Source organism: Parapedobacter sp. (assembly GCF_035556095.1).
Lineage (GTDB): Bacteria > Bacteroidota > Bacteroidia > Sphingobacteriales > Sphingobacteriaceae > Parapedobacter.
The window spans coordinates 169,893-190,800 of the sequence record NZ_DATMFT010000004.1 but is presented as its reverse complement, the minus strand read 5'-3'; the positions used below and the strand labels follow the sequence as shown (position 1 = coordinate 190,800).

Here is a 20,908-nt window from a genome sequence, read left to right as displayed (position 1 = left end):
TTAACGGGCCGGTATGGATATCGATTTTGTAATTACCTGGGTTGATATGAACGACCCGAAGTGGAAGCAGGACTTTGCTGCCTATTCGGGTAAGATAGACAACAAGAAAAATGAAGTGACCGAGGCCCGTTTTCGGGATCATGGGCTATTGCGGTATTGGTTCCGTGGGGTGGAAAAATTCGCGCCTTGGGTACGTAACATTCACTTTGTAACCTGTGGCCAGCAACCGGAGTGGCTAAATACGAGCCATCCGAAACTACGGATGGTCAATCATGAAGATTATATTCCAAAGCGATTTTTACCCTGTTTTAATTCCAGCCTGATAGAAATTTACCTGCACCGCATACCGGGGTTGGCCGAACACTTCGTCTATTTCAACGACGACTTTTTTATCATCAATGACCTTCCGCAATCGCGATTTTTTACGGACGGCGTACCTAATGATATCGCTGCTTTCCGGATGAATATGGGATTGTCGCTTTGGAGTAAATGTTTGAAAAACAACATCGAGATCATCAACCGGCGCTTTGACAAACGGGAAGTGATGGCGCGTGACCACGACAAGTGGTTCCATGAGAGCTATGGCAAAAAGGCGCGCCTTACACGACTCCTTAAACCGTATGGAAAGTTCGTGACACTACGGACGCCGCACAATGCGCAGCCTTACACCAAAACAACGTTCGAAGAAGTATGGGACTATGCGGGTAAAGAGTTGACCGAGATGTCATCGCACCGCTTCCGGAGCCCCGAGGATTATACGCAAGAGCTTTTCCGTACGTGGCAGATCTGCCGCTCCAATTTTGTACCATATAATACGTACGCGGACACCAAGATGTTTCCACTCGTTTTCAGGGCACCAAAAGCAATCAGAGCCATACGCGAACAAGCCTATAAACTGGTCTGCGTCAATGATAGCGAACATATTGTCAATTACGACAAGACCATGCAAGCGGTTAACGATGCATTCAACCATATATTACCTGAAAAGTCAAGTTTTGAACGATGAATATTTTAGTGACCGGTGCAGCAGGTTTCATTGGCTTCCACTTGGTAAACGCGTTGCTAGAGAGAGGCGACCAAGTGGTGGGCATCGACAACATAAATGATTATTACGATGTGAACCTGAAATACGGGCGTTTGGCGGCGTGTGGGATAGATCAGCACACCATAAACGATAACATACCCATTCGAAGCCGTACCCAACCAACTTATACGTTTCAAAAAACCGACATTACCGATTTGGATCGGCTTACCGAACTGTTCGCTGCCCATAAGTTTGATCAGGTTTTCCATCTCGCCGCACAGCCGGGAGTACGTTACTCGATGGAAAACCCCCATGCATATGTACAATCCAACGTTGTTGGATTTGTCAACATGCTGGAATGTAGTCGCCATCATCAGGTCGACCATTTCGTTTACGCCTCCAGTTCATCGGTATATGGTACCAACAGTAAAGTACCCTTTCATGAAGACGACCGCGTAGACCACCCCGTAAGCTTGTATGCTGCCACCAAGCGAAGCAACGAATTGTTGGCACACACCTATAGTCATCTGTATCGATTACCTACCACCGGATTGCGGTTTTTTACCGTATACGGTCCTTGGGGCCGGCCAGATATGGCACCCATGCTGTTTGCTGACGCTATTAGCTCCGGTAAACCTATCAAGGTGTTTAATGAGGGAGATATGCACCGGGATTTTACATATATCGACGACATCATTGAGGGCGTAATGCGGGCAGGTAATCATACCCCTACGGCTACCGATAAGCCTCCATACTACCAGATTTTCAATATAGGCAACTCACAACCTATTCACTTGATGGAGTTTATTCGCATTATGGAAGCTGCTTTCGGCCGTACGGCCGAATTAGCGATGTATCCAATGCAGCCCGGAGATCTGAAAACAACGTATGCGGATACGTCTGCGTTGGCAGAAGCGGCCCATTATCACCCCGATACCGTGTTGGCTGATGGCGTGCGGCGTTTTGTGGCTTGGTACAAGGATCTGTATCGCTAGCTATTTCTCGAATGCTGATTTGTCTGGGAATAGGGATTCCAAGAAAGGTTTTATTTTTTTTCGGTCGTCATCCGTTACACGTTGGTTGTCGTTCAGACAGAAGAGCTTAGGTCTGTAACGACTGATGTATGCCATGAAATCGTGCTTGTAAACCAAGATGCGGCTGGCCTCCCTGCGGTCTACATATTTCAGGTGACCATGATCAATGGCCAGTGCATAGTATGAAAAGGCGGAGCGGTGGATATCTCCAAAAGTACGAATATGATGCGACTGTGATTTCTTTATTCGATCAGCAAACACGTCTTCTACGGCGTTCCGATAATCGGATTTAAGGAATGCATCGATATTGTGATGCGGTACTCCAGAGTAATATACCCCGAATTTCTTCTCCACTGTACGCGCGGAGTCGGCTAATTTCTGCGCATATTGGCCAAGCTGTTGGCCCATCAACCCCTTAAATAAGGCTGTCAATCGAGCATGCCACCTGCCGAAAAGCTTTCTTTTTAGACGAACAATGGGGTACCCTTCTTCCCCAAAGAAGAAATGCGGCGTAAGGTCAGCGTTGAAAAACATGTCATCGTTGGCAAATAAAAAATGCTCGGACAGGTTCGGAATCCGATACAGAAAATATTCGATAACAGTTGAGTTAAAACACGGTAACGCTTCTGGCGGCATGATGTCTTTATGGCTCACCAGCTGTATGCGGGGATGATTGGTATTTAACCATGCCGGTTGCTGGTCGTCCGTGACGATAAAAATACGCCGTATCCACGGGGCGTGCTTTTCTACCGATCGCAACGCATACCGCAGTTCGTCGTTGCTGATGTAGCGCCCTTTGTTATTGGTCTCGGAATTGTCGCTCACCACGCCGGTAAATGCCCGTTTTTTGGCTTGCCATTTGGGGTCATTACCATCTACCCACAGGTATATCAAATCTATTTCCACAAAAGAATTGACTATCTTCTTGATATGATTCTCAAATTTGAAACGCACTGGCTACAAATACGGAGAAGATTGCAAAAATATAATAATTGTCGCATATTCGCTATTTTCTTTCCGTCGCTTCGATAGCTATCGTTCACCAAGTGTAATATTAACGTAGCGAAACGGCACAAGGTATTGCAATGGAGCCAAATTAGCGGTAGCATTCGTAAAGAAAAGGTTGACTAAGCGGTTTTTAGGGTTTTCGGTACGACGGTTGCTATAAGTACTTGATAGGTAAATAAAGGGAGGGGTGAGCATTATGGCTAAGCATTTATTCATTATTAGGCACGCAAAGTCAGATTGGAGTTTCGATGTGAGTGACTTCGACCGACCGCTCAACTCACGTGGGTTCAAAAATGCACCTATAATGGCTAAACGAATGGCCGAATATCCCGTTAAGCCCCAACAATTGATAAGTAGTCCGGCCAAAAGGGCCATTACCACCGCTCAGATATTTGCCGAGCACCTGGCTATTCCCGTAAATGACATAAAGATCGAGCAGCGGATTTACGAAGCCTTGCCCAATACGTTATTGCAGTTAATCAGCGAACTGGATGATGGTCTGCATAGTGTAGCTTTTTTTGGACATAATCCGGGCCTTACGCTGTTGGTTAATTACCTGGCTGATGAAAATATTTACAACCTCCCAACTTGCGGCATTGTGCACCTCCGATTCGATGACATAGCCGACTGGGCATCGATATCGGGCGGGATGGGAACTAATGTTTGGTTCGCTGAGCCGAACAAAGAATATTAAGTAAGTCAAACCACCGTTCTCCATGTTCGGTAGAAAAACCTTACCTTTACCGCCAGATGCCGAATAAACTCCATAGTGAGACCTCGCCCTATCTGAGGCAGCACCAGTTTAATCCCGTTGAGTGGTATCCTTGGGGAGAAGAAGCCCTGCAAAAAGCCAAAACCGAAAATAAGCTCCTCATTGTTAGTATAGGGTACTCCGCATGCCATTGGTGCCATGTGATGGAACATGAGAGTTTCGAAGATGAAACCATCGCAGCGTTTATGAACGCGCATTTCGTTTCCATCAAAGTGGACCGGGAAGAGCGGCCCGATATCGACCAGATTTACATGGTTGCCGTGCAGTTGATGACTGGGCAGGGGGGCTGGCCGCTCAATTGCATTTGCCTGCCTGATGGCCGGCCGATTTATGGAGGTACCTATTTCCCGCCCGCGCATTGGAAGCAATTCTTACAGAAACTGGTTGCTATGTGGGACGAGAATCCCCAGCTAGCGAACGAATATGCGGAACGGCTGACCGCTGGTATCCAGCAGAGCGAGCGACTTCCCTTTGTGCAGATTCCGGATACTTATTCCAAGGAAGATTTAGTACGTATCGTTACACCCTGGAAAGATCGTTTTGATAAAAACGAGGGTGGGCACCGAGGGGCACCGAAATTTCCGTTGCCGAACAACTGGTTGTTTCTGCTGCGCTACGGCGCGCTGATGGACGATCCCCAAGTGGTGGACCATGTGCATTTTACACTCCAGAAAATTGCCTCGGGAGGGATATACGATCACATTGGGGGCGGTTTTGCTCGATATTCGGTAGATGCCCGTTGGCACATTCCGCATTTTGAGAAAATGCTGTACGACAACGCACAGTTGGTCAGCCTTTATGCCGAAGCGTGGCAGCAACGACCAATAGCGCAGTATAAGCGTGTGGTCAGCGAAACACTGCAATGGGTTCAGCGCGAAATGACCAGCCCGGAGGGGGGCTTTTACTGTGCGCTGGATGCCGATAGCGAGGGCGTGGAGGGAAAGTTCTATACTTTCCAACAACGTGAAATCGAAAATGTGCTCGGTGATGATGCCGAGCTATTTACCCGTTATTTCGGTGTCACGGAAGAAGGGAATTGGGAGGAAGAACGCACGAACGTGCTGAAAATAGACGTCGATGCGGACAAGATGGCCCAAGAGGCTGGCTTTTCCGCGTCGGAATGGGAAATGTGCCTCACCGATGCCAAACGTAAACTAATCAACTACCGAAATGGGCGGGTACACCCAGGCTTGGACGGTAAATTATTAACTGCCTGGAACGCGATGATGCTCAAAGCATTTGTCGATGCGTATCGGGTTTTTGGTGTTTCCGAATACCTTGAAGTGGCGCTGGCTAATGCGGCATTCATCAAGGCACGGCTATACGCTGAAGATGGTGGCTTGTGGCGGCAACCACCAAAAAATGGTAAAACCATCGGTGGCTTCCTGGATGACTATGCATTTACCATCGAGGCCTACATCGCGTTGTACGAAGCTACCTTCAACGAAGACTGGTTAGCTGAGGCGAAACGGCTTGTAGCATATGTATTGGCCCACTTCTATAATGACGAGGCTTCGGCGTTTTATTTTACATCAGCACATGCCGAGCCGCTCATCGCCCGGAAGACGGAAACCATGGACAATGTGATCTCTTCTTCCACCTCAACCATAGCTAGGCAGCTTCGTTGGTTGGGGTTGGCCTTCGATGAGCCACATTACACAGTCATAGCCGATCAACAATTAGCGAATGTAGTGCCGCATATCGCTTCGTATGGATCGGCATATGCCAACTGGGCAATCCAGTTGCTCGACGAGGTCAGCGGAAGCCTCGAAATCGTGTTGACCGGGCCCGGATGGCTGGCTTTGCGCCAAGAACTGGACCGACATTACGTACCGAACAAAATGATATTGGGCGGAACAAAAGGAAGCCTCCCCTTGTTAGTAGGGCGGATAGGTGGTGCAACACGAGCGTATGTGTGCCGCAACAAAACATGTAGCTTGCCGGTGGAACAGGCGGACGGATTAATGCAATTAATTACAAATTGATAAACCGGTTACGCCTGACGCGTGACCATAACTTTAAACACAATGACGATAGCACCCAACAGCGTAGTAACGCTGACTTACAAACTACACACCGTCGAGAATGGTGAGAAAACCTTTGTAGAAGAAGCCGGTAAGGACAATCCCTTGGACTTCTTATTCGGTGTGGGCATGATGTTGCCGAAGTTCGAAGAAAATATCGCTGGTTTGGGAGCTGGGGATACTAAAGATTTTGAATTGGTTGCCGAAGATGCATACGGCGAAATCAATGAGCAAGCCATTGCACCGCTGCCCGCTGACATGTTTAAGGAAAGCGGCCTTCCCACCGTGGGTGAAATCCTGCCGCTCCAAGATAACCAAGGCAACCAGTTCCGTGGTAAGGTCACCGAGGTGAGCCCGGAAACTGTCGTGGTAGACCTCAATCATCCGATGGCCGGCCAAAACTTGCATTTCGCCATCGAAGTGCTGTCTGTTCGCGAAGCCACTGCGGATGAGCTTTCCCATGGACATTCCCATGGACCTGACGGCACGCACGAGCACTAAATTATAGAATTTTATTGTTTCATTGCCCGGAGCATCTCCCTTTTACCGGGTGCTCCGGGCACTTTTTCGATGGTAAATCCAAAAGATTTCAGCGTTCGCTTGAGGTGGCCGGTGATGGCATATGTAACAAAAATTCCACTGGGCTTTAAAAGGGCACAAACGTGTTGCAATGTTTCTTCCGTCCACATCTCCGGCTGGTGAACGGCTGCGAAGGCATCGAAATATAGTACATCAAACCGTTTTTCAGTGCTGTATTCCAGTGCCCGGCAATGAGCCATTTCAAGCGAGCACCCGTTGAAAATAACCTGTGGTGCCGTCAGGCTGTTTGTGTAGCGGGCGAGGAAAGACGTCCATACCGCCGGAGATACGTAGTTGCCGTATCCGGTTTGTGATAAGGTGGCAACGGGAAGTGGGTAAGCTTCCACACCCGTATAATCAAGCGCAATACCTCTGGCGCGGCAGTCTTCCGCGGTGAGAAGAAAATTAAGCCCCGTGCCGAATCCGATTTCGAGCACGCTAACTATTTGTGGGTGGTGTTTCGCCACGAAATGGCCTAAACCCATGCCGAGAAACACATGTTTACTTTCTTGCACCGCCCCATGGCGCGAATGATAGTGCTCGCCAATAACAGGGTGGTATAGTGTTTTAGAACCGTCTAAGGTGACAACAAATTCGACCATGTCATGCAAACTTAAAATAAATCCATTACTTTAGTAACCTAAAATATGGAAAGGCGACTATCCGGTTTTTTGGAGAATTATGGCAGCATTTTGTTGCTATTGCTCGGTATTGTGTTAGGGAGCGTCGTTGGTGGTTTTTTCCCAAATTCGGTAATTTGGCTTAAGCCGTTGGGTGATATTTTCCTCAACCTGTTATTCGCTGCGGTTATCCCACTGTTGTTTTTCGCCATTGCTTCTGCGGTGGCAAACATCGATGGATCACAGAAACTTGGGCGTATCATTTCAGTAATGGCTGGCGTATTTCTTGGTACAATCGTCATCGCAGCGGTATGTACCATCATTGCGCTATGGTTTTTTCCAGTAGAAGCGCCTCAGGCCGTACAGGAGACTAGCAGTGAACTTCTTCAAGGCAATCCGGGTGACACGTGGGGTGATAAGCTGGTGCGGTTTATCACGGTGGATGAGTTCTATAAATTGCTATCGCGGGAAAACATGCTCGCTTTCGTGATTTTCTCCTTTCTTGTCGGTATTGCTGCGATGAGGGCGGGCGAGGCAGGTCGATCATTCCGTAAATTCCTTAGTTCGGGTAATGAAGTGATGAAGCACGTGCTCATCATGATTATGAAAATCGCTCCCGTTGGCTTGGGTGCGTATTTTGCCTACCAGGTTGGCACCATCGGTCCGGAGCTCTTCGGTTTTTATGCGAAGCCCTTGGGTTTGTATTATGTTCTTGGGGCTTTTTACTTCATTGTATTTTTCAGCATCTACGCATACATTGCCGGTGGTAAGTCCGGTGTCAGCCGGTTCTGGAGAAACAATATCTTACCCTCCGCCACCGCCGTGGGCACCTGCAGCAGTATTGCCACCATGCCGGTCAATCTGTCGGTAGCTTCCAAGATGGGGATTCCACCCGCCGTGGCCAATGTGGTCATTCCATTGGGGGCAACCTTGCATAAGGACGGGTCGTCGATATCCAGTATCGTAAAGATTTATGTCGCGTTCGTGCTTATCGGTTGGAACTTCTTCGATCCGATGACCCTACTTACCGCCATTGGCATTACCGTATTGGTCAGTATCGTAGCGGGGGGGATTCCGAATGGTGGCTATATTGGTGAGATGTTGATGATTTCGGTATACGGGCTTCCAGCAGAGGCCATTCCGGCGGTGATGATTATCGGTACGTTGGTCGACCCCATGGCGACGTTGCTCAATGCCACGGGCGATAACGTGGCAGCTATGCTGGTGGGGCGGTTTACAGGTGGGCGGAACGGAGTGGAGACCGATAGCGGATTGAATGTGGATGGCACGGATTGAACAGATTAACGCGGAATTACTTTTACCCTTTGTGCGGTTTCAGACATCGCGAAGTGGCGGTGCCGGTGGGCAACACGTCAACAAGGTGGAAACCAAGGTTATGCTGCTCTTCGATATTGCAGCAGCTACGGTGTTTTCCGAAGAGGAGAAAGCACGTTTACGGAAACGATTATCCAATCGGTTGCAAGCCGAAGGCCTCTTGCAAGTTACCAATCAGGAAACCCGCAGCCAATTGCGCAACAAGGAACTTGCGCTCCAAAAGTTGGTCGAGTTGGTTTCAAATGCGCTGAAGACCGAAAAGCCACGTAAGGCCACCAAGCCCTCCAAAGCTGCTGTGCAGCGACGTCTAGACACCAAACGGCAGCAAGCGCTACGAAAGATCAATAGGCGGAAGGATTGGTTTTAAAACCGATATCCCATCCCTACCGAACCATATCGGTGACGGAAAAACATCCCTGGAACTTCCTTGGTGTAGAAAATGTATTGGAAATGCAGCGAGAGTGCGTTCTTGGCATACATCATGCCGACCTGATTGTACCATACCCACCGGGCTGGGGTATGCGTTACCGGGCCTTTATCACGTAAGAACATTCCTCCTTGGAGCGTGGCATCGTAGCCGACGAAATGTAGCCGCGGGCTGTAATAGAGGAACAGCTCTTTAGCAACCGTATTGCCGCGTACCTGTAGCCGACTGGACGTATATACGGATTGGTGGAGCGGATTGATACGACCAAACCGGAAGCTGGGCGCAATGGCAAAGCCAGTATGATTAAGACCTAATGTTGCTGCCACCTGCCCCGATATGTCAAACCATTGCGTCGGGTTCCGGTAAAGCAACCCCCCATAGCGCGTTGTAGCGTCTATGCCAAATGCATTTTTCAGCTGGTATTGCCAGCCAGCGATGTCATAGAGCCGGAAAGCCTTGTGGATACTTTCTTGGAACTGCTTGCCAAGAGCCCGTTGCCCAATTGTCCCGATTTCCGCGGTAACCGAAAAGAGCCGCTCGCGCTCAAAATAGCGATCAAGATTGGCGGCAAGGAACAGATATGCCGTAATAGGTCGGTCTACTTCTTCAATGTAGCGGATGTTCGCCGTATAGGCATTGTACATTTTTTGCCCGATGGTGACACCCCATATCCGGTTGGCTTCGTTGGTCGATAGCGAGGTGCTGTCTACCGTTTTGCGGATACTGAAGAAAACCCCATTGGTATAATATTGGTCTTGTTTGTTGAATAAATAAAGGTCATTGTCATTCCGGAAGTTAAACTCCGTGTGGGAAAGATGTTGTGCCAAACATACGGAATAGCTAAATAGCAGTGCGAATACTACGCAGGCTTTGCCAACGCGATATAGGGGGCTGCTGGTCATTATTCAGTTAGTGGCTTCATCAATCTTCTAGAAAGCAAACATACGGATTTTTCCCTATGTTCTGTTTAGAACGATTCTAAAAGAGCTCAATCACTTGCATTATTCGTACCTTCATTTTCCAATTCGTAATTTTGCATTCCGGTATTAATCCGTTGGGGGATAACGACATGAAGAAAAGTTCAGTAATAGGTATCATTGTTATCGCGATTGCCATTGCCATGATTATCGTGATATACGCAGATTCGAGTACCTACTCCAGCTTCACTGAAGCCAAGGAGAAGCAAACCGAGTTATACGTAGTGGGTGTGCTCAACAAAGAGAAAGAGTTACATTATGATCCGAAGGTTGATGCCAATCATTTTTCGTTCTATATGTACGACAATGACAGTACGGAGTGCCGTGTTGTTTTCCGTGGTGCGAAGCCGCAGGATATCGAGCGTTCCGAGCAAATCGTATTGACGGGCAAGATGGTGGGAGAAGATTTCCATGCAAGTAAGATTTTGATGAAATGCCCGTCCAAGTACAACGAGGACGAGGTAGAAGTGATAGAGGCGTCGACGGCCAGTACCATGGGTACTGTTGCACCGCCAACCGCTAATCGTTAGTGTACGTAGATGGATATAACTTATGTAGGCGAGAGCCTGTTGCCCGGTAAAATTGGGCAGTTCTTTGTCATCCTTTCTTTTGGATCCGCATTGTTGGCCTGCGCGGCCTATTATTTTGCAACAAAAAGTAAAGAAGACCGCTCGTGGCTGCAGATCGCACGTGCTTCCTTTTGGGTCAATGTAGTGTCTGTAGTGGCCATCGGAAGCTGCCTTTTCTATATAATTTACAACCACTTATTTGAGTACCATTACGCTTGGGCACACTCGTCCAGATCGCTACCCACCCATTATATCATCTCGAGTTTCTGGGAAGGACAGGAGGGCAGTTTCTGGCTCTGGATGTTCTGGCAAGCACTATTGGGTGCTGTATTGTTGTTTAAGGCCAAAAGCTGGGAAAGCCCTGTGATGGCGGTAGTGATGCTCTGTCAGGCTGTACTGGGCTCCATGCTCATCGGCATAGCCGTCTTCGGCGAGCGCGTGGGCAGCTCACCCTTTATTCTGTTGCGGGATGCCGTGGAGGCGCCGATTTTTTCCGACCCTAATTACTTGGGGATGATTGCGGACGGCCGTGGCCTTAATGCGCTGTTGCAGAACTACTGGATGGTCATCCACCCACCCACACTGTTCCTGGGGTTTGCTGCCATGATTGTACCCTTTGCCTATGCAACTGCCGGCTTATGGACGCGGCGTTACAAGGAATGGATTACGCCAGGCCTGCCTTGGGCGCTTTTCGCCGTGATGACCTTGGGGGCTGGTATCATCATGGGTTCTTTTTGGGCCTATGAAGCGCTTAACTTCGGTGGATTCTGGGCCTGGGATCCGGTAGAAAATGCATCGATTATCCCTTGGTTCACGCTCATCGCGGCGGTTCACGTCATGGTAGCCTATAAGAATTCCGGACATTCCTATTTCACTGCCACGTTTCTTGCCATGGTGAGTTTTGTACTGGTCATCTACGCTTCGTTTCTCACTCGCAGTGGCGTGCTTGGTGAGACATCGGTGCATTCATTCACCGACTTGGGGCTGTATTGGCAACTGGTCGCATTCAATTTGATTTTCCTCGGCGTGATGGTCTACTTCCTGGTAGCCCGCAAACGTGAGATGCCGTCGCATCAAAAGGAGGAAGACATCTATTCACGTGAGTTCTGGTTGTTTATCGGTGCTTTGGTGCTAACAGTGGCCTGCGTACAGATCATTGCATCCACTTCGGTGCCGGTTTTCAATGCCATCTTCGGTACCGACGTGGCGCCCCCTATCGATCCCGTGCAGCATTACAATAAGTGGCAAGCGGGATTTGCCGTTGTGGTGGGGCTGCTATCGGCGTTCACGCAGTTTATGAAATACAAACGGACCGATATCCGTAAATTTTTCGGGGTAGCCATTGCCTCATTGGTGGCGGCGGCGGTGCTAACGGCCATCGTCGTTTACATCACAGGCGTATATACCAATTTCATGTACATCCTGCTTGTGTTTTCGGCGGCCTACACCATCGTGGCAAACGGGCGGATCTTGGGCGAAGCCATCCGCGGTAAGTGGAAGCTTACCGGGTCTGCTGTGGCTCATATCGGTTTTGGATTATTGCTTATCGGTGCACTTGTGGCAGCAGCAACCAACGAGGTGATTTCGGTAAACAATGCCAACTACATTGCGGTAGCGGGTTTTGATCAAGTGGAAAATCCCGGCGATAACCTGTTCCTTACCGAAGGCGAACCCGTGCAGATGGGCGATTACCGCATCACATACGTAGGCGATAGCGTGGCCCCGCCCAACGTATATTACAAGATAAATTACGAGAAGGTTGATGAGGAAACAGGCCGGGTAACCGAAAGTTTCCAGCTGCGGCCATTTGCCCAGAATAACCCGGATATGGGCGGGCTGATCGGCACGCCAGATACACGCCATTACCTTACCCATGATATTTATACGCTTATTACCGCCGCCATGTCAGATTCGCATACGCAGGCGCAGGGCGACGGTGCGCAGACCGGCTTCGAAAATTTCGAAGAACCGGCTGTGTACGAGACTAATATCGGCGACACCTTACGGTACCGCAATGGATATATCGTGGTAGAAGGCATCAATCGGAATGCGACGGTGCAGAATATTCCGCGTAGAGATAACGATGTCATCGTCGGATTGAAAGTCAGGGTACATGCCGCGGATGGTGAAACGTATGATGCCGAGCCGGTTTTCCTTATCCGCGATGGAAACACGTTCGATCTCTTCAAAGATGTGGAAGAGCAAGGCCTCCGGTTCCGGTTCAGCAACATCATGCCACAGAAAGACAAGCTGGAGCTGATGGTGTACCAAAAGCCCATGCCCGAGAAGCGGTGGGTGGTATTCAAAGCCATCAAATTTCCATATATCAATTTCTTCTGGTGCGGTGCTATCGTGATGACAATCGGCTTTCTACTGTCAATCATCCGCCGCAACAAAGAAGTTAAACCACAGCGGACCTGATGGATGTCGTGCTGCTTGGTAGCGGCAATGTAGCGACCCACTTGGGCCGTGCGCTGGTGACGGCAGGTCATCGCATCAAGCAGGTCTATAGCCGTACCGAGGAACATGCGCAGGCGCTTGCTGCTATACTGGATGCCGTTGTGACCACGGATCTGGCAGCCATCGACGCACAAGCTGACGTTTACATCATTTCGGTAAAAGATGACGCCCTAGCGGGCGTGGCCGCACAATTGCCTCCCACATTACGGGGCGTAGTTGTCCATACGGCTGGAAGTGTTGATATGGATGTGTTTGCCGGTTATGCGGTGGACTACGGCGTTTTGTATCCGCTGCAGACCTTTTCAAAATCAACGCCTGTGGATTTTTCCAGCGTCCCCATTGCCGTGGAAGCATCGGGAGAAGCGGTTTTGCTAAGGTTGGAGGCATTGGCGGGCAATCTATCCAACCGTGTTTTTCGATGTGATTCGAAACAGCGGCTTTCGCTGCATACCGCCGCCGTATTTGCCTGCAATTTCACCAACCATTTCTACGCGATTGCCGCTGATATCCTTAACAAACATGATCTGGATTTCGACCTCATCCGGCCCCTTGTCCTCGAAACCGCCCAAAAGGTAATGAAACATCCGCCCAAGGAGGTGCAGACCGGTCCAGCAGTACGGAATGATGCGCGCACCATGGAGAAACATTTGGAGTTGTTGGAGACAAACCCTACATTGGCACAGCTTTATCTGCTCATCAGTGAGCGGATAAAAAAAATGTAAATTTACCGATCATGGCAGCTATATTGACCGCGAAAGCAACTATCCAGATTCTGAAACCAGTGGCCGAGGTGTTCGAGGGAATCGTTTCGCCGGATAAGATGAAGCACTATTTCATCGAACGCTCCACCGGTAGGCTGGAGACGGGTAAGGAAGTGTATTGGAAATTTCCGGAGTTTGATGATCAGTTTCCGGTAATGGGAAAGGAAATCAGACCCCACGGGTACATTTCGTTCGACTGGTCCGGTGGCGTCGAAGGTATGCTCGTGGAAATCACACTGGAACCCGCCGGCGACTCCACGGTCGTGCGCGTTACCGAACGGCAGATGAAAAAGGACGACGAAGGCATCCAGCAAGCCATTGGCCAATCCGAGGGCTGGGCGAATTTCCTCGCCTGCTTAAAAGCCTTTTTGGAATATGGCATCAACTTACGCACGGGTGCATTTGATTTTATGAAGAAAAACGCCCCTGGCAGCGAATGAGCGGTTAACCGTTCAGAAACGCCTCTTCAAGCGCTAATGGAGTAATGTAGACGCCATCTTTATAAACCCGCATATTTCCGCCCGAGATCTCGTCGATCAGCATGATTTCGCCAGTTTCGGCATCGCGGCCGAATTCAAGTTTGATGTCATACAGTTCGAGGCCTTTCTTTGCAAGCTCGTTTTTGATGATGCCACATATTTTCTTGGTTTGGACGGTCAGTACATCGTATTCCTGCGGCGATAGGATGCCGAGCAACTGTAACGCGTCGGCAGATATGGTGGGGTCACCCCGCTCGTCATCCTTAATGGTGATTTCCACAAACGCGTCAAGCGGTTGTCCCGATTCGCAATACGCGCCGTAGCGGCGGAGAAAACTGCCGACCGCCCGGTAACGGCAAATGACCTCCAATCCCTTGCCAAAAACCCGGGCTTCGCGGACCGTCATGGTAGCCTGCTCCACATCGGCTTGTATATAATGGGTATGGATGCCCTGGGCATTCAGCGATTCGAAGAAATGCTTGGTCATTTTGAGTCCCGACTTGCCCGCACCCTCAATAGTGAGGCCCACGGTATTCGCGCCAGGGTCGAACACACCGTTTTCGCCTGTCACATCGTCTTTGAATTGAAGCAACACCTGGTATGCATCAGCCCGGTAAACGTTTTTTGTTTTACCCGTATACAGTAATTCCATGGAATAAAATATGATTTTTGGCAAAAGTACGATAACTTGTCATAAAAGCAGAAGGGACATGTATTTTTACAGTTCCGTATTTTCGTTGAACTGCCCCTTGATCCGCTCCAGATTGTCAATCATCTCCGCAATTCGTGTATTTTCGTTGCGGATGTATTGCTTCATGAATACAACGTGGCAAATCACGAACCAAAAGATCACGAATACGACCAATCCGATGAATGTCCACAACGGTAATGCGAAATACATCTCAACGCCATACAACGCGAATGCAACGGCTATGCAGACTTCGTAGACGGCATAATTTCGCGTATTGAAGCGATTGCGTTTCTGTTGGAAGGTCTTGAGGTATTGGATGTAATCTTGGGGTTTAGACAGCAGGTCGTGGCTCCTGCTAAGGGCACGGTAGTCGTTGAGCTGGCTCACAAAATAATAGCAGATACAGGCAACCATGATGGCGATAGCCAAGTAGGTGGTCCATGTCGAAAAATCGACGGTTAAGCACATCCAGAGTAAAATCGCTACGGCCACTGCCGTCGAAATGCTCTGCCAAAAGAGCTTTTTGGCAAACGCAGAACGGCTGTTTTTGATGCGTTTCAACACGGTATCAAAGCTAACGTTTGGATCGGGGTCTTGCCCGTGCCAAAGCTGTTGTATCTCTTCAAACCCTTTCATTGCTATTGTATATTTCTGTTAGCTTATGTTTTATCCGATGTATTTTCACCCGCAGGTTGCCCTCGGAGATGCCGGCCACTTCAGCAATCTCGGGGTATGGCACTTCGTCCAACACCATCGTGATGATAATCCGCTCGTTTTCTTCCAACTGTGCGATGGATTTGTACAGCAACGCAACCTGTTCCTGTTTTTCCGAAGGTTCCTCCGTATAGTTTTCGATGATACTGTCGTTCAGCTCTTCGGTGACCCGCCGTTTCGCGGTGCGCAGGTAGGACAGGCAGGTGTTTATGGCAATGCGGTATATCCACGTCGAGAATTGCGACTGGTTGCGGAACCTATCCAGGTTTTGCCATACTTTGATGAACGTTTCCTGCATCAGATCGTTTGCCGAGTCGCTGTCGCCGGTATAGCCATAACACAGGTGGTAAACCCGCTTGGAGTTCTCTTCAAATAATTGCTGGAACAGTTGTCGTTGGTTACTCATGAACGGCAGTTACATCAGTTAGACGCCTAAGGGTAGCACGTGTTACAAAAATAGCGAATATCGGCAAGCATGATGTCAGTATCGAAATTATTCCTTAACTTTATGTCGATGGAAACGTTTATTCCCATACTAATAGCGATTGTCGTTTTTGCCTTTCAGGCGTATGCCAACTACCAAAAGGAGCAGGATAAAGCGCGTAAGCGCAATCCGGCCCAACCACCATTGCCGGAAGACAACGCTAAACACATCAAGCCTGTTGCTGTTCCCGCCGACACACCGGTATCTTCCCCTACCGTGAGTTCGGAGTATGCGTATTATTCGGGTGTTGTAAATCCCGTGGAATCTACACGCAGTTCCCGTCAACGCCCGCTAATACCGCAACGGTTGGCGGTGGATACGGGAGTTGATGTACAATCCGCGGTTGATTCGGAAGAATTTGATCTGCGCGATGCCGTAATCAAGTCCATCATTCTCGAACGGCCGTATAAATAAACCTACCTAACTATAGACTAACGGCAAAAGACTTACGACTTGCGATTTACGACTAAATTAAACGTATCCATATCTTTCAGGAAAGGCAATTCCTTACGCGTATCGTCCAAATCTCTCCGGTAGATGGTAAATGTATAGAGGTCTTCGTATTCAGGCTTGTAGTATACCACGTCGCCGGCTGGTGAGATACACATCGACCCGCCGGAATAATAAATTTCGTTGCCATCGTGTCCCACTCGGTTTACACCGATTACGAACGATTGGTTTTCGATGGCCCGGGCGGGAATGAGGCTTCGCCAGTGGCCGGAACGCTTGTCGGGCCAATTCGCGATATAGAGTAATATATCATAAGCACCGTCGAGGTTGCGCGTCCAGACCGGAAAGCGGAGGTCATAGCAAATCATGGGGCATATCTTCCACCCGTTAAGATCTACAATAACCCGTTGCGTTCCCGCCGTGAACACCTGATCTTCTCCTGCCATGCCAAATAGGTGCCGCTTGTCGTATGTCACATAATTGCCGTCTTTCGTCATCCAGACAAACCGGTTGTAATAGTTGCCCTCTTCTTCGATGATGAGGCTTCCGGCCACCACGCAGTCGTACTTTTGCGCCATCTCCAGCATCCAATGCATCGTCTTCCCGTCGGGTTTTTCGGCGCAGTGCTCCACATTCATTGTAAATCCGGTATTAAACATCTCGGGCAGGACGATCAGATCGGTCTTTTCACGAATCGCCGAAAGCTTCAATGCAAGATTACTTAGGTTCTTGTCGATATTTTCCCAAAAAAGGTACGCTTGAAAAGTCGTGATTTTTAGTGCATCCATATCGGTAAGCGAAGGGTCCCTATTCGTTGCCAGTGCAAAAAGCACAAGTTAGTAATAAATCGATAAACATAGAAACTGATAGCAATTTCCCGTGCAATTATACTGCCAGTTATTGCCCCCGGTTGAGTAGCCTGTAGGCGAGCTCCCGCAAAGGGGTTTTGCGGGCAACTTCTACGGGGAGGGCATCCAGAGCCGTATAAGCTTGCTTAACGTGAAGCTGCTTGGCAGCTTCCACTTCACTCCGAATGCCAAGTGCATCATATATGGCGGTTACGTTACGGATTTTATCCAACGGGTTTGAATGATCGGCCAGCCAATCATTCAGCGTCGACCGCGTCGCGGTATCTGCCATTTCCAATGCTTTCACCAGGAGGTAGGTTTTTTTGTTGGCGAGGATGTCGCCACCGCGCTGCTTGCCGAATTGCTCGGGATCGCCATAAACGTCTAAAATATCGTCTTGCAATTGGAAGGCGATGCCCACGCCGACACCGAAGTCGTAAATAAGTTGTGCGTCGGCTTTGTTGGCTCCGGCCAAAAGCGCACCCATTTTTAATGCGGCACCCAGCAATACGGATGTTTTAAGCCGGATCATGTGGAGATAGTCGTCAATGCCGACTGTCGCCGACCGCTCGAAATCCATATCCAACTGCTGCCCTTCGCATACCTGGGCAGCCATCGTGTTGAACGTTTCGAGAATGGCCGGAAGGTTATTGGCAGGGCATTTCGCCAGCTGCGCATAAGCCATGATGAGTAGGTTGTCGCCCGAGAGAATGCCAATATTCGGATTCCATTTCTCGTGAACGGTGCGGTGCCCACGCCGAAGTGGTGCATTGTCCATGATGTCGTCATGCACCAATGAGAAATTGTGAAACAATTCGACAGCTACGGCAGCTGGTACGGCCGCCTCCATGTCGCTGATGGAAAATAAATCAGCAGCCATCAGGGTGAGTAACGGGCGGATACGCTTGCCCCCTATTTGCAGCATGTACCGGACAGGCTCGTATAGGTTGGCCGGTTGTTCCGGAATGCGGAGTTCCGCCAATTCGTCGGCAATCCGTTCCTGCAATGTGTGGGTATGGTACATGGATGTTAAATTTGCGGCTAAGATAGGAATATCCGTGCCAATTTGCCACATCCGCCCGCGGGCCGCTCCGTAAGGCTGCCCATTTCAAAATCAAAAAAAATAGCTTAGGTTTGGAGGAAATATATGGGTTACTATTTGGACAAAATCGTATTAACCAGTGAGTGAAAGGAGCAGATCTGTTGTGTCAGAAGCGGATGCCGTAATCCTCGAGGGCGTGGCGCGCGGTGATGCGGGGAGTCTGGAGCGGTTGTACCGCGATTACTTCCCGATGATTTTGAACATGATCGTCCAGAATAATGGCACTGAAGAGGAGGCGAAGGATGTTTTTCAAGAAGCTGTTATCGTGCTTTATGACAAAGTCAAACAGCACGATTTTGAGTTGACCAGCAGGCTGAAAACCTACATTTACTCGGTATGCCGACGGCTTTGGCTCAAGCAATTGGGAAGCAAAGATCGCACGTTCCGCGATGTGGCGGCATACGAAGACATCATTGTGGTGGAGGAGGATTTGGCAATGCATGAAGAGAAAGACCTCCAGTTGACGATGATGGAGCAGGCACTGGATGAATTGGGAGAGCCGTGCAGGACGATTATCCGAGACTTCTACATAGCTAATCTGTCTATGCAGGAGATTTGTGACAAATTCGGATATACGAATGCGGATAACGCTAAAACCCAAAAATACAAATGCCTGCAACGGTTAAAGAAGTTGTTTTTTACAGCGACAACAAAGTAAGTTGATACGGATATGATGGAGAATGAGCAAGAATTTATAATGCAGGCCGACAAGTACTTGAATGGCGAGATGGAGGATAGGGAGCGGGTGGCCTTTGAACGGTATTGTGAAGAAAACGCCGCCGCCGAACAGCTAGCAACACATCGGTTGTTCTTGCAGCAATTGAAAGAACACGCCGACCGTGTGGCTTTTAAAAATACGTTATCCGCGGCCGCAGCCCGATACCATGCAGGTGATAGCTTAGCAGCGGAGCAAAGGGAACCGCTGATTGTAACCCTGTGGAACAAATTCAAGGTAAATTCACTAGTGGCCGCAAGTGTGGCCATAGTGGCCGTGTTTTCCACTTTGTGGATGTCCGGTTATTACAAAACCATCGAGAAGACTTCCACCAATTACAGTGCATTGCGGCGGGATATGAATGACGTGAAGAAAAATGTGAATGCGCAAAATGCGGTTATCCGGAATATCAATAATGATAAACAGCGCGATGACCGGTCCGCAAGCAACTTTGGAGGTACCGGGTTTATCATTTCGGCAAACGGCTATGTTGTTACCAATTATCACGTGGTAAGGGGAGCTGATTCGGTCCACCTCCAAAGCACGAAAGGTGAGTCCTTTAAGGCGAAGGTCATCTATATCGACCCCACACACGATCTAGCAATGCTGCGCATCAATGATAGCACATTTGCACCATTGAAAAACGCGCCTTATACATTTAAAGAGACTCCGTCGGAACTTGGCGAGGATGTATACACCATTGGTTATCCAAGAGACGAAGTGGTTTACGGGCAGGGGTATCTTAGCTCGCGGACCGGCTATGCTGGTGATACCACTGCGTATCAGATATCTATTCCGGTTAATCCAGGCAACAGCGGCGGACCTGTGCTCGACAGCAAAGGTAACGTGGTTGGCATCATCAGCGGTAAGCAAACCGGCATCGACGGAGCGTCGTTTGCTATCAAAACCGAGGCCCTGCTGAATTCGATCGCAGCGATACCAGTGGATTCATTGGAAAGTGAGTTGGTGATCAACAAAAAGAATGCACTTGGTGGATTGAAGCGTACCGAGCAGGTGAAGAAAATACAGGATTACGTGTACTTGGTTAAAGTATACTAAGGTTGTGGCATAGGTGAAATAAATGAAAAAAAGCGGTTGATAAACATCAATCGCTTTTTTTGTAGGGCCGACCATGCGGTCCCTTGTTCCTATTGGCCCTTTTAGATATTTGGCTGTGGGGTGGTACGAAGGTAAGGCTTGATGACCTTGTGGCCTTTCGGGAATTTCGCCGGTATATCTTCCGTTGCAATGGCCGGTGATACAATGACATCCTGTCCATGTTCCCAATCGGCCGGTGTGGCTACGCTGTGATTAGCAGTGAGCTGAAGAGAATCAATTACCCGTAAGATTTCAAGGAAATTCCGCCCGGTTGAAGCCGGGTAGGTAAGCGTAAGTTTAATTTTCCGGTCCGGTCCGATAACGAACACCGAGCGTACGGTGGCGGTCGCCGATGCGTTGGGATGGATCATGTCATACAACTCGGCCACCTTGCGGTCATCATCGGCGATGATCGGGAATTCAACGTTGGTGTTCTGCGTTTCATTGATGTCCTTTACCCACCCGTGGTGGCTATCGATAGGGTCTACGCTCACAGCAAGCACCACAGTATTACGCTTGTCAAACTCGCTTTTCAACTGTGCCGTACGCCCCAATTCCGTGGTGCATACCGGTGTGTAGTCCGCTGGGTGTGAAAACAATACTACCCATTTACCTTCCGTGTAATCATAGAAGTCGATTTCTCCTATCGTCGTTACCGCTTGGAAATTCGGTGCGGTATCGCCTAATCTTAAACTCATATATTATTCCTCCTATTTTAGTGAATGAATTTGTAGTCT

At 49.1% G+C, this 20,908-nt stretch carries 23 protein-coding genes; 14 read left to right on the top strand and 9 right to left on the bottom strand.

The features are described from left to right. The first annotated feature begins 13 nt into the window (after window positions 1-13). Both VNQ80_RS01725 and VNQ80_RS01720 read left to right on the top strand, forming a co-directional pair. Complete coding sequence (locus VNQ80_RS01725; RefSeq protein WP_325635687.1) at window positions 14-1,006, top strand: Stealth CR1 domain-containing protein; 993 nt, start codon at window positions 14-16, stop codon at window positions 1,004-1,006. Further along, complete coding sequence (locus tag VNQ80_RS01720; protein ID WP_325635686.1) at window positions 1,003-2,019, top strand: NAD-dependent epimerase/dehydratase family protein; 1,017 nt, start codon at window positions 1,003-1,005, stop codon at window positions 2,017-2,019. Before VNQ80_RS01725 ends, VNQ80_RS01720 begins: the two co-directional genes overlap by 4 nt. Here VNQ80_RS01720 and VNQ80_RS01715 read toward each other — a convergent pair whose 3' ends face one another. Continuing rightward, the gene (locus tag VNQ80_RS01715) at window positions 2,020-2,964 is read right to left on the bottom strand and encodes a Stealth CR1 domain-containing protein (RefSeq protein ID WP_325635685.1); all 945 of its coding nucleotides are present in this window, start codon (window positions 2,962-2,964) and stop codon (window positions 2,020-2,022) included. A 298-nt stretch (window positions 2,965-3,262) separates the two neighbouring features. On the opposite strand from VNQ80_RS01715, the gene VNQ80_RS01710 reads away from it, so the two are divergent. The 3 genes from VNQ80_RS01710 to VNQ80_RS01700 are packed head-to-tail and all read left to right on the top strand — an operon-like array spanning window position 3,263 to window position 6,363. Beyond that, window positions 3,263-3,760, top strand: a complete 498-nt coding sequence (locus VNQ80_RS01710) for a SixA phosphatase family protein (RefSeq protein WP_325635684.1) — start codon at window positions 3,263-3,265, stop codon at window positions 3,758-3,760. Window positions 3,761-3,816: 56 nt separating this feature from the next. After that, a complete protein-coding gene (locus tag VNQ80_RS01705; RefSeq protein WP_325635683.1) occupies window positions 3,817-5,823 on the top strand; it encodes a thioredoxin domain-containing protein in 2,007 nt (668 codons plus the stop codon). Window positions 5,824-5,865: 42 nt separating this feature from the next. Next, window positions 5,866-6,363, top strand: a complete 498-nt coding sequence (locus VNQ80_RS01700; RefSeq protein WP_325635682.1) for a peptidylprolyl isomerase — start codon at window positions 5,866-5,868, stop codon at window positions 6,361-6,363. 11 nt (window positions 6,364-6,374) lie between these two features. Here the strand turns inward: VNQ80_RS01700 and mnmD are convergent, their stop codons facing one another. Further along, complete coding sequence (gene mnmD, locus VNQ80_RS01695; protein WP_325635681.1) at window positions 6,375-7,043, bottom strand: tRNA (5-methylaminomethyl-2-thiouridine)(34)-methyltransferase MnmD; 669 nt, start codon at window positions 7,041-7,043, stop codon at window positions 6,375-6,377. 45 nt (window positions 7,044-7,088) lie between these two features. Here mnmD and VNQ80_RS01690 point away from each other — a divergent pair, with 45 nt between their 5' ends. Both VNQ80_RS01690 and arfB read left to right on the top strand, forming a co-directional pair. Next, entirely contained in the window at window positions 7,089-8,357 is a 1,269-nt protein-coding gene (locus VNQ80_RS01690) for a dicarboxylate/amino acid:cation symporter (RefSeq protein ID WP_325635680.1), read from the top strand. Further along, window positions 8,344-8,763: an alternative ribosome rescue aminoacyl-tRNA hydrolase ArfB gene (gene arfB, locus VNQ80_RS01685; protein ID WP_325635679.1), complete on the top strand. Its 420-nt coding sequence runs from the start codon at window positions 8,344-8,346 to the stop codon at window positions 8,761-8,763. The genes VNQ80_RS01690 and arfB overlap by 14 nt, the downstream gene beginning before the upstream one ends. Here the strand turns inward: arfB and VNQ80_RS01680 are convergent. After that, on the bottom strand, window positions 8,760-9,725 hold the full coding sequence (locus tag VNQ80_RS01680) for a lipid A deacylase LpxR family protein (protein ID WP_325635678.1): 966 nt from the start codon (window positions 9,723-9,725) through the stop codon (window positions 8,760-8,762). The genes arfB and VNQ80_RS01680 overlap by 4 nt on opposite strands. Window positions 9,726-9,892: 167 nt before the next feature. On the opposite strand from VNQ80_RS01680, the gene VNQ80_RS01675 reads away from it, so the two are divergent. From VNQ80_RS01675 to VNQ80_RS01660, 4 genes are read left to right on the top strand one after another with little or no spacing between them, the layout of a single operon-like run. Next, window positions 9,893-10,330 (top strand): cytochrome c maturation protein CcmE, encoded by a 438-nt coding sequence (locus tag VNQ80_RS01675; protein ID WP_325635677.1) that lies wholly within the window; start codon window positions 9,893-9,895, stop codon window positions 10,328-10,330. Between the two features lie 9 nt (window positions 10,331-10,339). Further along, the gene (locus VNQ80_RS01670) at window positions 10,340-12,790 is read left to right on the top strand and encodes a heme lyase CcmF/NrfE family subunit (RefSeq protein ID WP_325635676.1); all 2,451 of its coding nucleotides are present in this window, start codon (window positions 10,340-10,342) and stop codon (window positions 12,788-12,790) included. Continuing rightward, complete coding sequence (locus VNQ80_RS01665; RefSeq protein ID WP_325635675.1) at window positions 12,790-13,551, top strand: F420-dependent NADP oxidoreductase; 762 nt, start codon at window positions 12,790-12,792, stop codon at window positions 13,549-13,551. The genes VNQ80_RS01670 and VNQ80_RS01665 overlap by 1 nt, the downstream gene beginning before the upstream one ends. 11 nt (window positions 13,552-13,562) lie before the next feature. After that, on the top strand, window positions 13,563-14,030 hold the full coding sequence (locus VNQ80_RS01660) for an SRPBCC domain-containing protein (RefSeq protein ID WP_325635674.1): 468 nt from the start codon (window positions 13,563-13,565) through the stop codon (window positions 14,028-14,030). Between the two features lie 4 nt (window positions 14,031-14,034). Here the strand turns inward: VNQ80_RS01660 and VNQ80_RS01655 are convergent, their stop codons facing one another. The 3 genes from VNQ80_RS01655 to VNQ80_RS01645 all read right to left on the bottom strand — a co-directional run bounded on the left by VNQ80_RS01655 (window position 14,035) and on the right by VNQ80_RS01645 (window position 15,880). Further along, a complete protein-coding gene (locus VNQ80_RS01655; RefSeq protein WP_325635673.1) occupies window positions 14,035-14,721 on the bottom strand; it encodes a phosphoribosylaminoimidazolesuccinocarboxamide synthase in 687 nt (228 codons plus the stop codon). 66 nt (window positions 14,722-14,787) lie between these two features. Next, window positions 14,788-15,396, bottom strand: coding sequence for a hypothetical protein (locus VNQ80_RS01650; RefSeq protein WP_325635672.1), 609 nt, complete (start codon window positions 15,394-15,396; stop codon window positions 14,788-14,790). Then, window positions 15,383-15,880: an RNA polymerase sigma factor gene (locus tag VNQ80_RS01645; RefSeq protein ID WP_325635671.1), complete on the bottom strand. Its 498-nt coding sequence runs from the start codon at window positions 15,878-15,880 to the stop codon at window positions 15,383-15,385. Before VNQ80_RS01645 ends, VNQ80_RS01650 begins: the two co-directional genes overlap by 14 nt. A gap of 108 nt (window positions 15,881-15,988) precedes the next feature. Here VNQ80_RS01645 and VNQ80_RS01640 point away from each other — a divergent pair, with 108 nt between their 5' ends. Then, window positions 15,989-16,372 carry a hypothetical protein gene (locus tag VNQ80_RS01640; protein WP_325635670.1) on the top strand — a complete coding sequence of 128 codons (384 nt, stop codon included), beginning with the start codon at window positions 15,989-15,991 and terminating at the stop codon, window positions 16,370-16,372. Between the two features lie 32 nt (window positions 16,373-16,404). Here VNQ80_RS01640 and VNQ80_RS01635 read toward each other — a convergent pair whose 3' ends face one another. Together VNQ80_RS01635 and VNQ80_RS01630 are read right to left on the bottom strand one after the other, a co-directional pair. Continuing rightward, window positions 16,405-17,196: an amidohydrolase gene (locus tag VNQ80_RS01635; protein WP_325635669.1), complete on the bottom strand. Its 792-nt coding sequence runs from the start codon at window positions 17,194-17,196 to the stop codon at window positions 16,405-16,407. A gap of 109 nt (window positions 17,197-17,305) precedes the next feature. Continuing rightward, complete coding sequence (locus VNQ80_RS01630; protein ID WP_325635668.1) at window positions 17,306-18,280, bottom strand: polyprenyl synthetase family protein; 975 nt, start codon at window positions 18,278-18,280, stop codon at window positions 17,306-17,308. A 181-nt stretch (window positions 18,281-18,461) separates the two neighbouring features. Here VNQ80_RS01630 and VNQ80_RS01625 point away from each other — a divergent pair, with 181 nt between their 5' ends. Both VNQ80_RS01625 and VNQ80_RS01620 read left to right on the top strand, forming a co-directional pair. After that, on the top strand, window positions 18,462-19,016 hold the full coding sequence (locus VNQ80_RS01625; RefSeq protein WP_325635667.1) for a sigma-70 family RNA polymerase sigma factor: 555 nt from the start codon (window positions 18,462-18,464) through the stop codon (window positions 19,014-19,016). A 12-nt stretch (window positions 19,017-19,028) separates the two neighbouring features. Next, window positions 19,029-20,132: a serine protease gene (locus tag VNQ80_RS01620; RefSeq protein ID WP_325635666.1), complete on the top strand. Its 1,104-nt coding sequence runs from the start codon at window positions 19,029-19,031 to the stop codon at window positions 20,130-20,132. A gap of 101 nt (window positions 20,133-20,233) precedes the next feature. On the opposite strand, the gene VNQ80_RS01615 is transcribed toward VNQ80_RS01620, so the two are convergent. Further along, a complete protein-coding gene (locus VNQ80_RS01615) occupies window positions 20,234-20,869 on the bottom strand; it encodes a peroxiredoxin (protein WP_325635665.1) in 636 nt (211 codons plus the stop codon). Window positions 20,870-20,908: the final 39 nt, after the last annotated feature.

Bases quoted from the DNA above. Each gene is read 5' to 3' on its own strand.
- VNQ80_RS01665 (WP_325635675.1), top strand. From the start codon at position 12,790: ATGGATGTCGTGCTGCTTGGTAGCGGCAATGTAGCGACCCACTTGGGC.
- mnmD (WP_325635681.1), bottom strand. From the start codon at position 7,043: ATGGTCGAATTTGTTGTCACCTTAGACGGTTCTAAAACACTATACCAC.
- VNQ80_RS01620 (WP_325635666.1), top strand. From the start codon at position 19,029: ATGATGGAGAATGAGCAAGAATTTATAATGCAGGCCGACAAGTACTTG.
- VNQ80_RS01635 (WP_325635669.1), bottom strand. From the start codon at position 17,196: ATGGATGCACTAAAAATCACGACTTTTCAAGCGTACCTTTTTTGGGAA.
- VNQ80_RS01700 (WP_325635682.1), top strand. From the start codon at position 5,866: ATGACGATAGCACCCAACAGCGTAGTAACGCTGACTTACAAACTACAC.
- VNQ80_RS01675 (WP_325635677.1), top strand. From the start codon at position 9,893: ATGAAGAAAAGTTCAGTAATAGGTATCATTGTTATCGCGATTGCCATT.
- VNQ80_RS01630 (WP_325635668.1), bottom strand. From the start codon at position 18,280: ATGTACCATACCCACACATTGCAGGAACGGATTGCCGACGAATTGGCG.
- VNQ80_RS01725 (WP_325635687.1), top strand. From the start codon at position 14: ATGGATATCGATTTTGTAATTACCTGGGTTGATATGAACGACCCGAAG.
- VNQ80_RS01680 (WP_325635678.1), bottom strand. From the start codon at position 9,725: ATGACCAGCAGCCCCCTATATCGCGTTGGCAAAGCCTGCGTAGTATTC.
- VNQ80_RS01705 (WP_325635683.1), top strand. From the start codon at position 3,817: ATGCCGAATAAACTCCATAGTGAGACCTCGCCCTATCTGAGGCAGCAC.
- arfB (WP_325635679.1), top strand. From the start codon at position 8,344: ATGGCACGGATTGAACAGATTAACGCGGAATTACTTTTACCCTTTGTG.
- VNQ80_RS01710 (WP_325635684.1), top strand. From the start codon at position 3,263: ATGGCTAAGCATTTATTCATTATTAGGCACGCAAAGTCAGATTGGAGT.
- VNQ80_RS01640 (WP_325635670.1), top strand. From the start codon at position 15,989: ATGGAAACGTTTATTCCCATACTAATAGCGATTGTCGTTTTTGCCTTT.
- VNQ80_RS01660 (WP_325635674.1), top strand. From the start codon at position 13,563: ATGGCAGCTATATTGACCGCGAAAGCAACTATCCAGATTCTGAAACCA.
- VNQ80_RS01650 (WP_325635672.1), bottom strand. From the start codon at position 15,396: ATGAAAGGGTTTGAAGAGATACAACAGCTTTGGCACGGGCAAGACCCC.
- VNQ80_RS01670 (WP_325635676.1), top strand. From the start codon at position 10,340: ATGGATATAACTTATGTAGGCGAGAGCCTGTTGCCCGGTAAAATTGGG.
- VNQ80_RS01645 (WP_325635671.1), bottom strand. From the start codon at position 15,880: ATGAGTAACCAACGACAACTGTTCCAGCAATTATTTGAAGAGAACTCC.
- VNQ80_RS01720 (WP_325635686.1), top strand. From the start codon at position 1,003: ATGAATATTTTAGTGACCGGTGCAGCAGGTTTCATTGGCTTCCACTTG.
- VNQ80_RS01615 (WP_325635665.1), bottom strand. From the start codon at position 20,869: ATGAGTTTAAGATTAGGCGATACCGCACCGAATTTCCAAGCGGTAACG.
- VNQ80_RS01655 (WP_325635673.1), bottom strand. From the start codon at position 14,721: ATGGAATTACTGTATACGGGTAAAACAAAAAACGTTTACCGGGCTGAT.
- VNQ80_RS01690 (WP_325635680.1), top strand. From the start codon at position 7,089: ATGGAAAGGCGACTATCCGGTTTTTTGGAGAATTATGGCAGCATTTTG.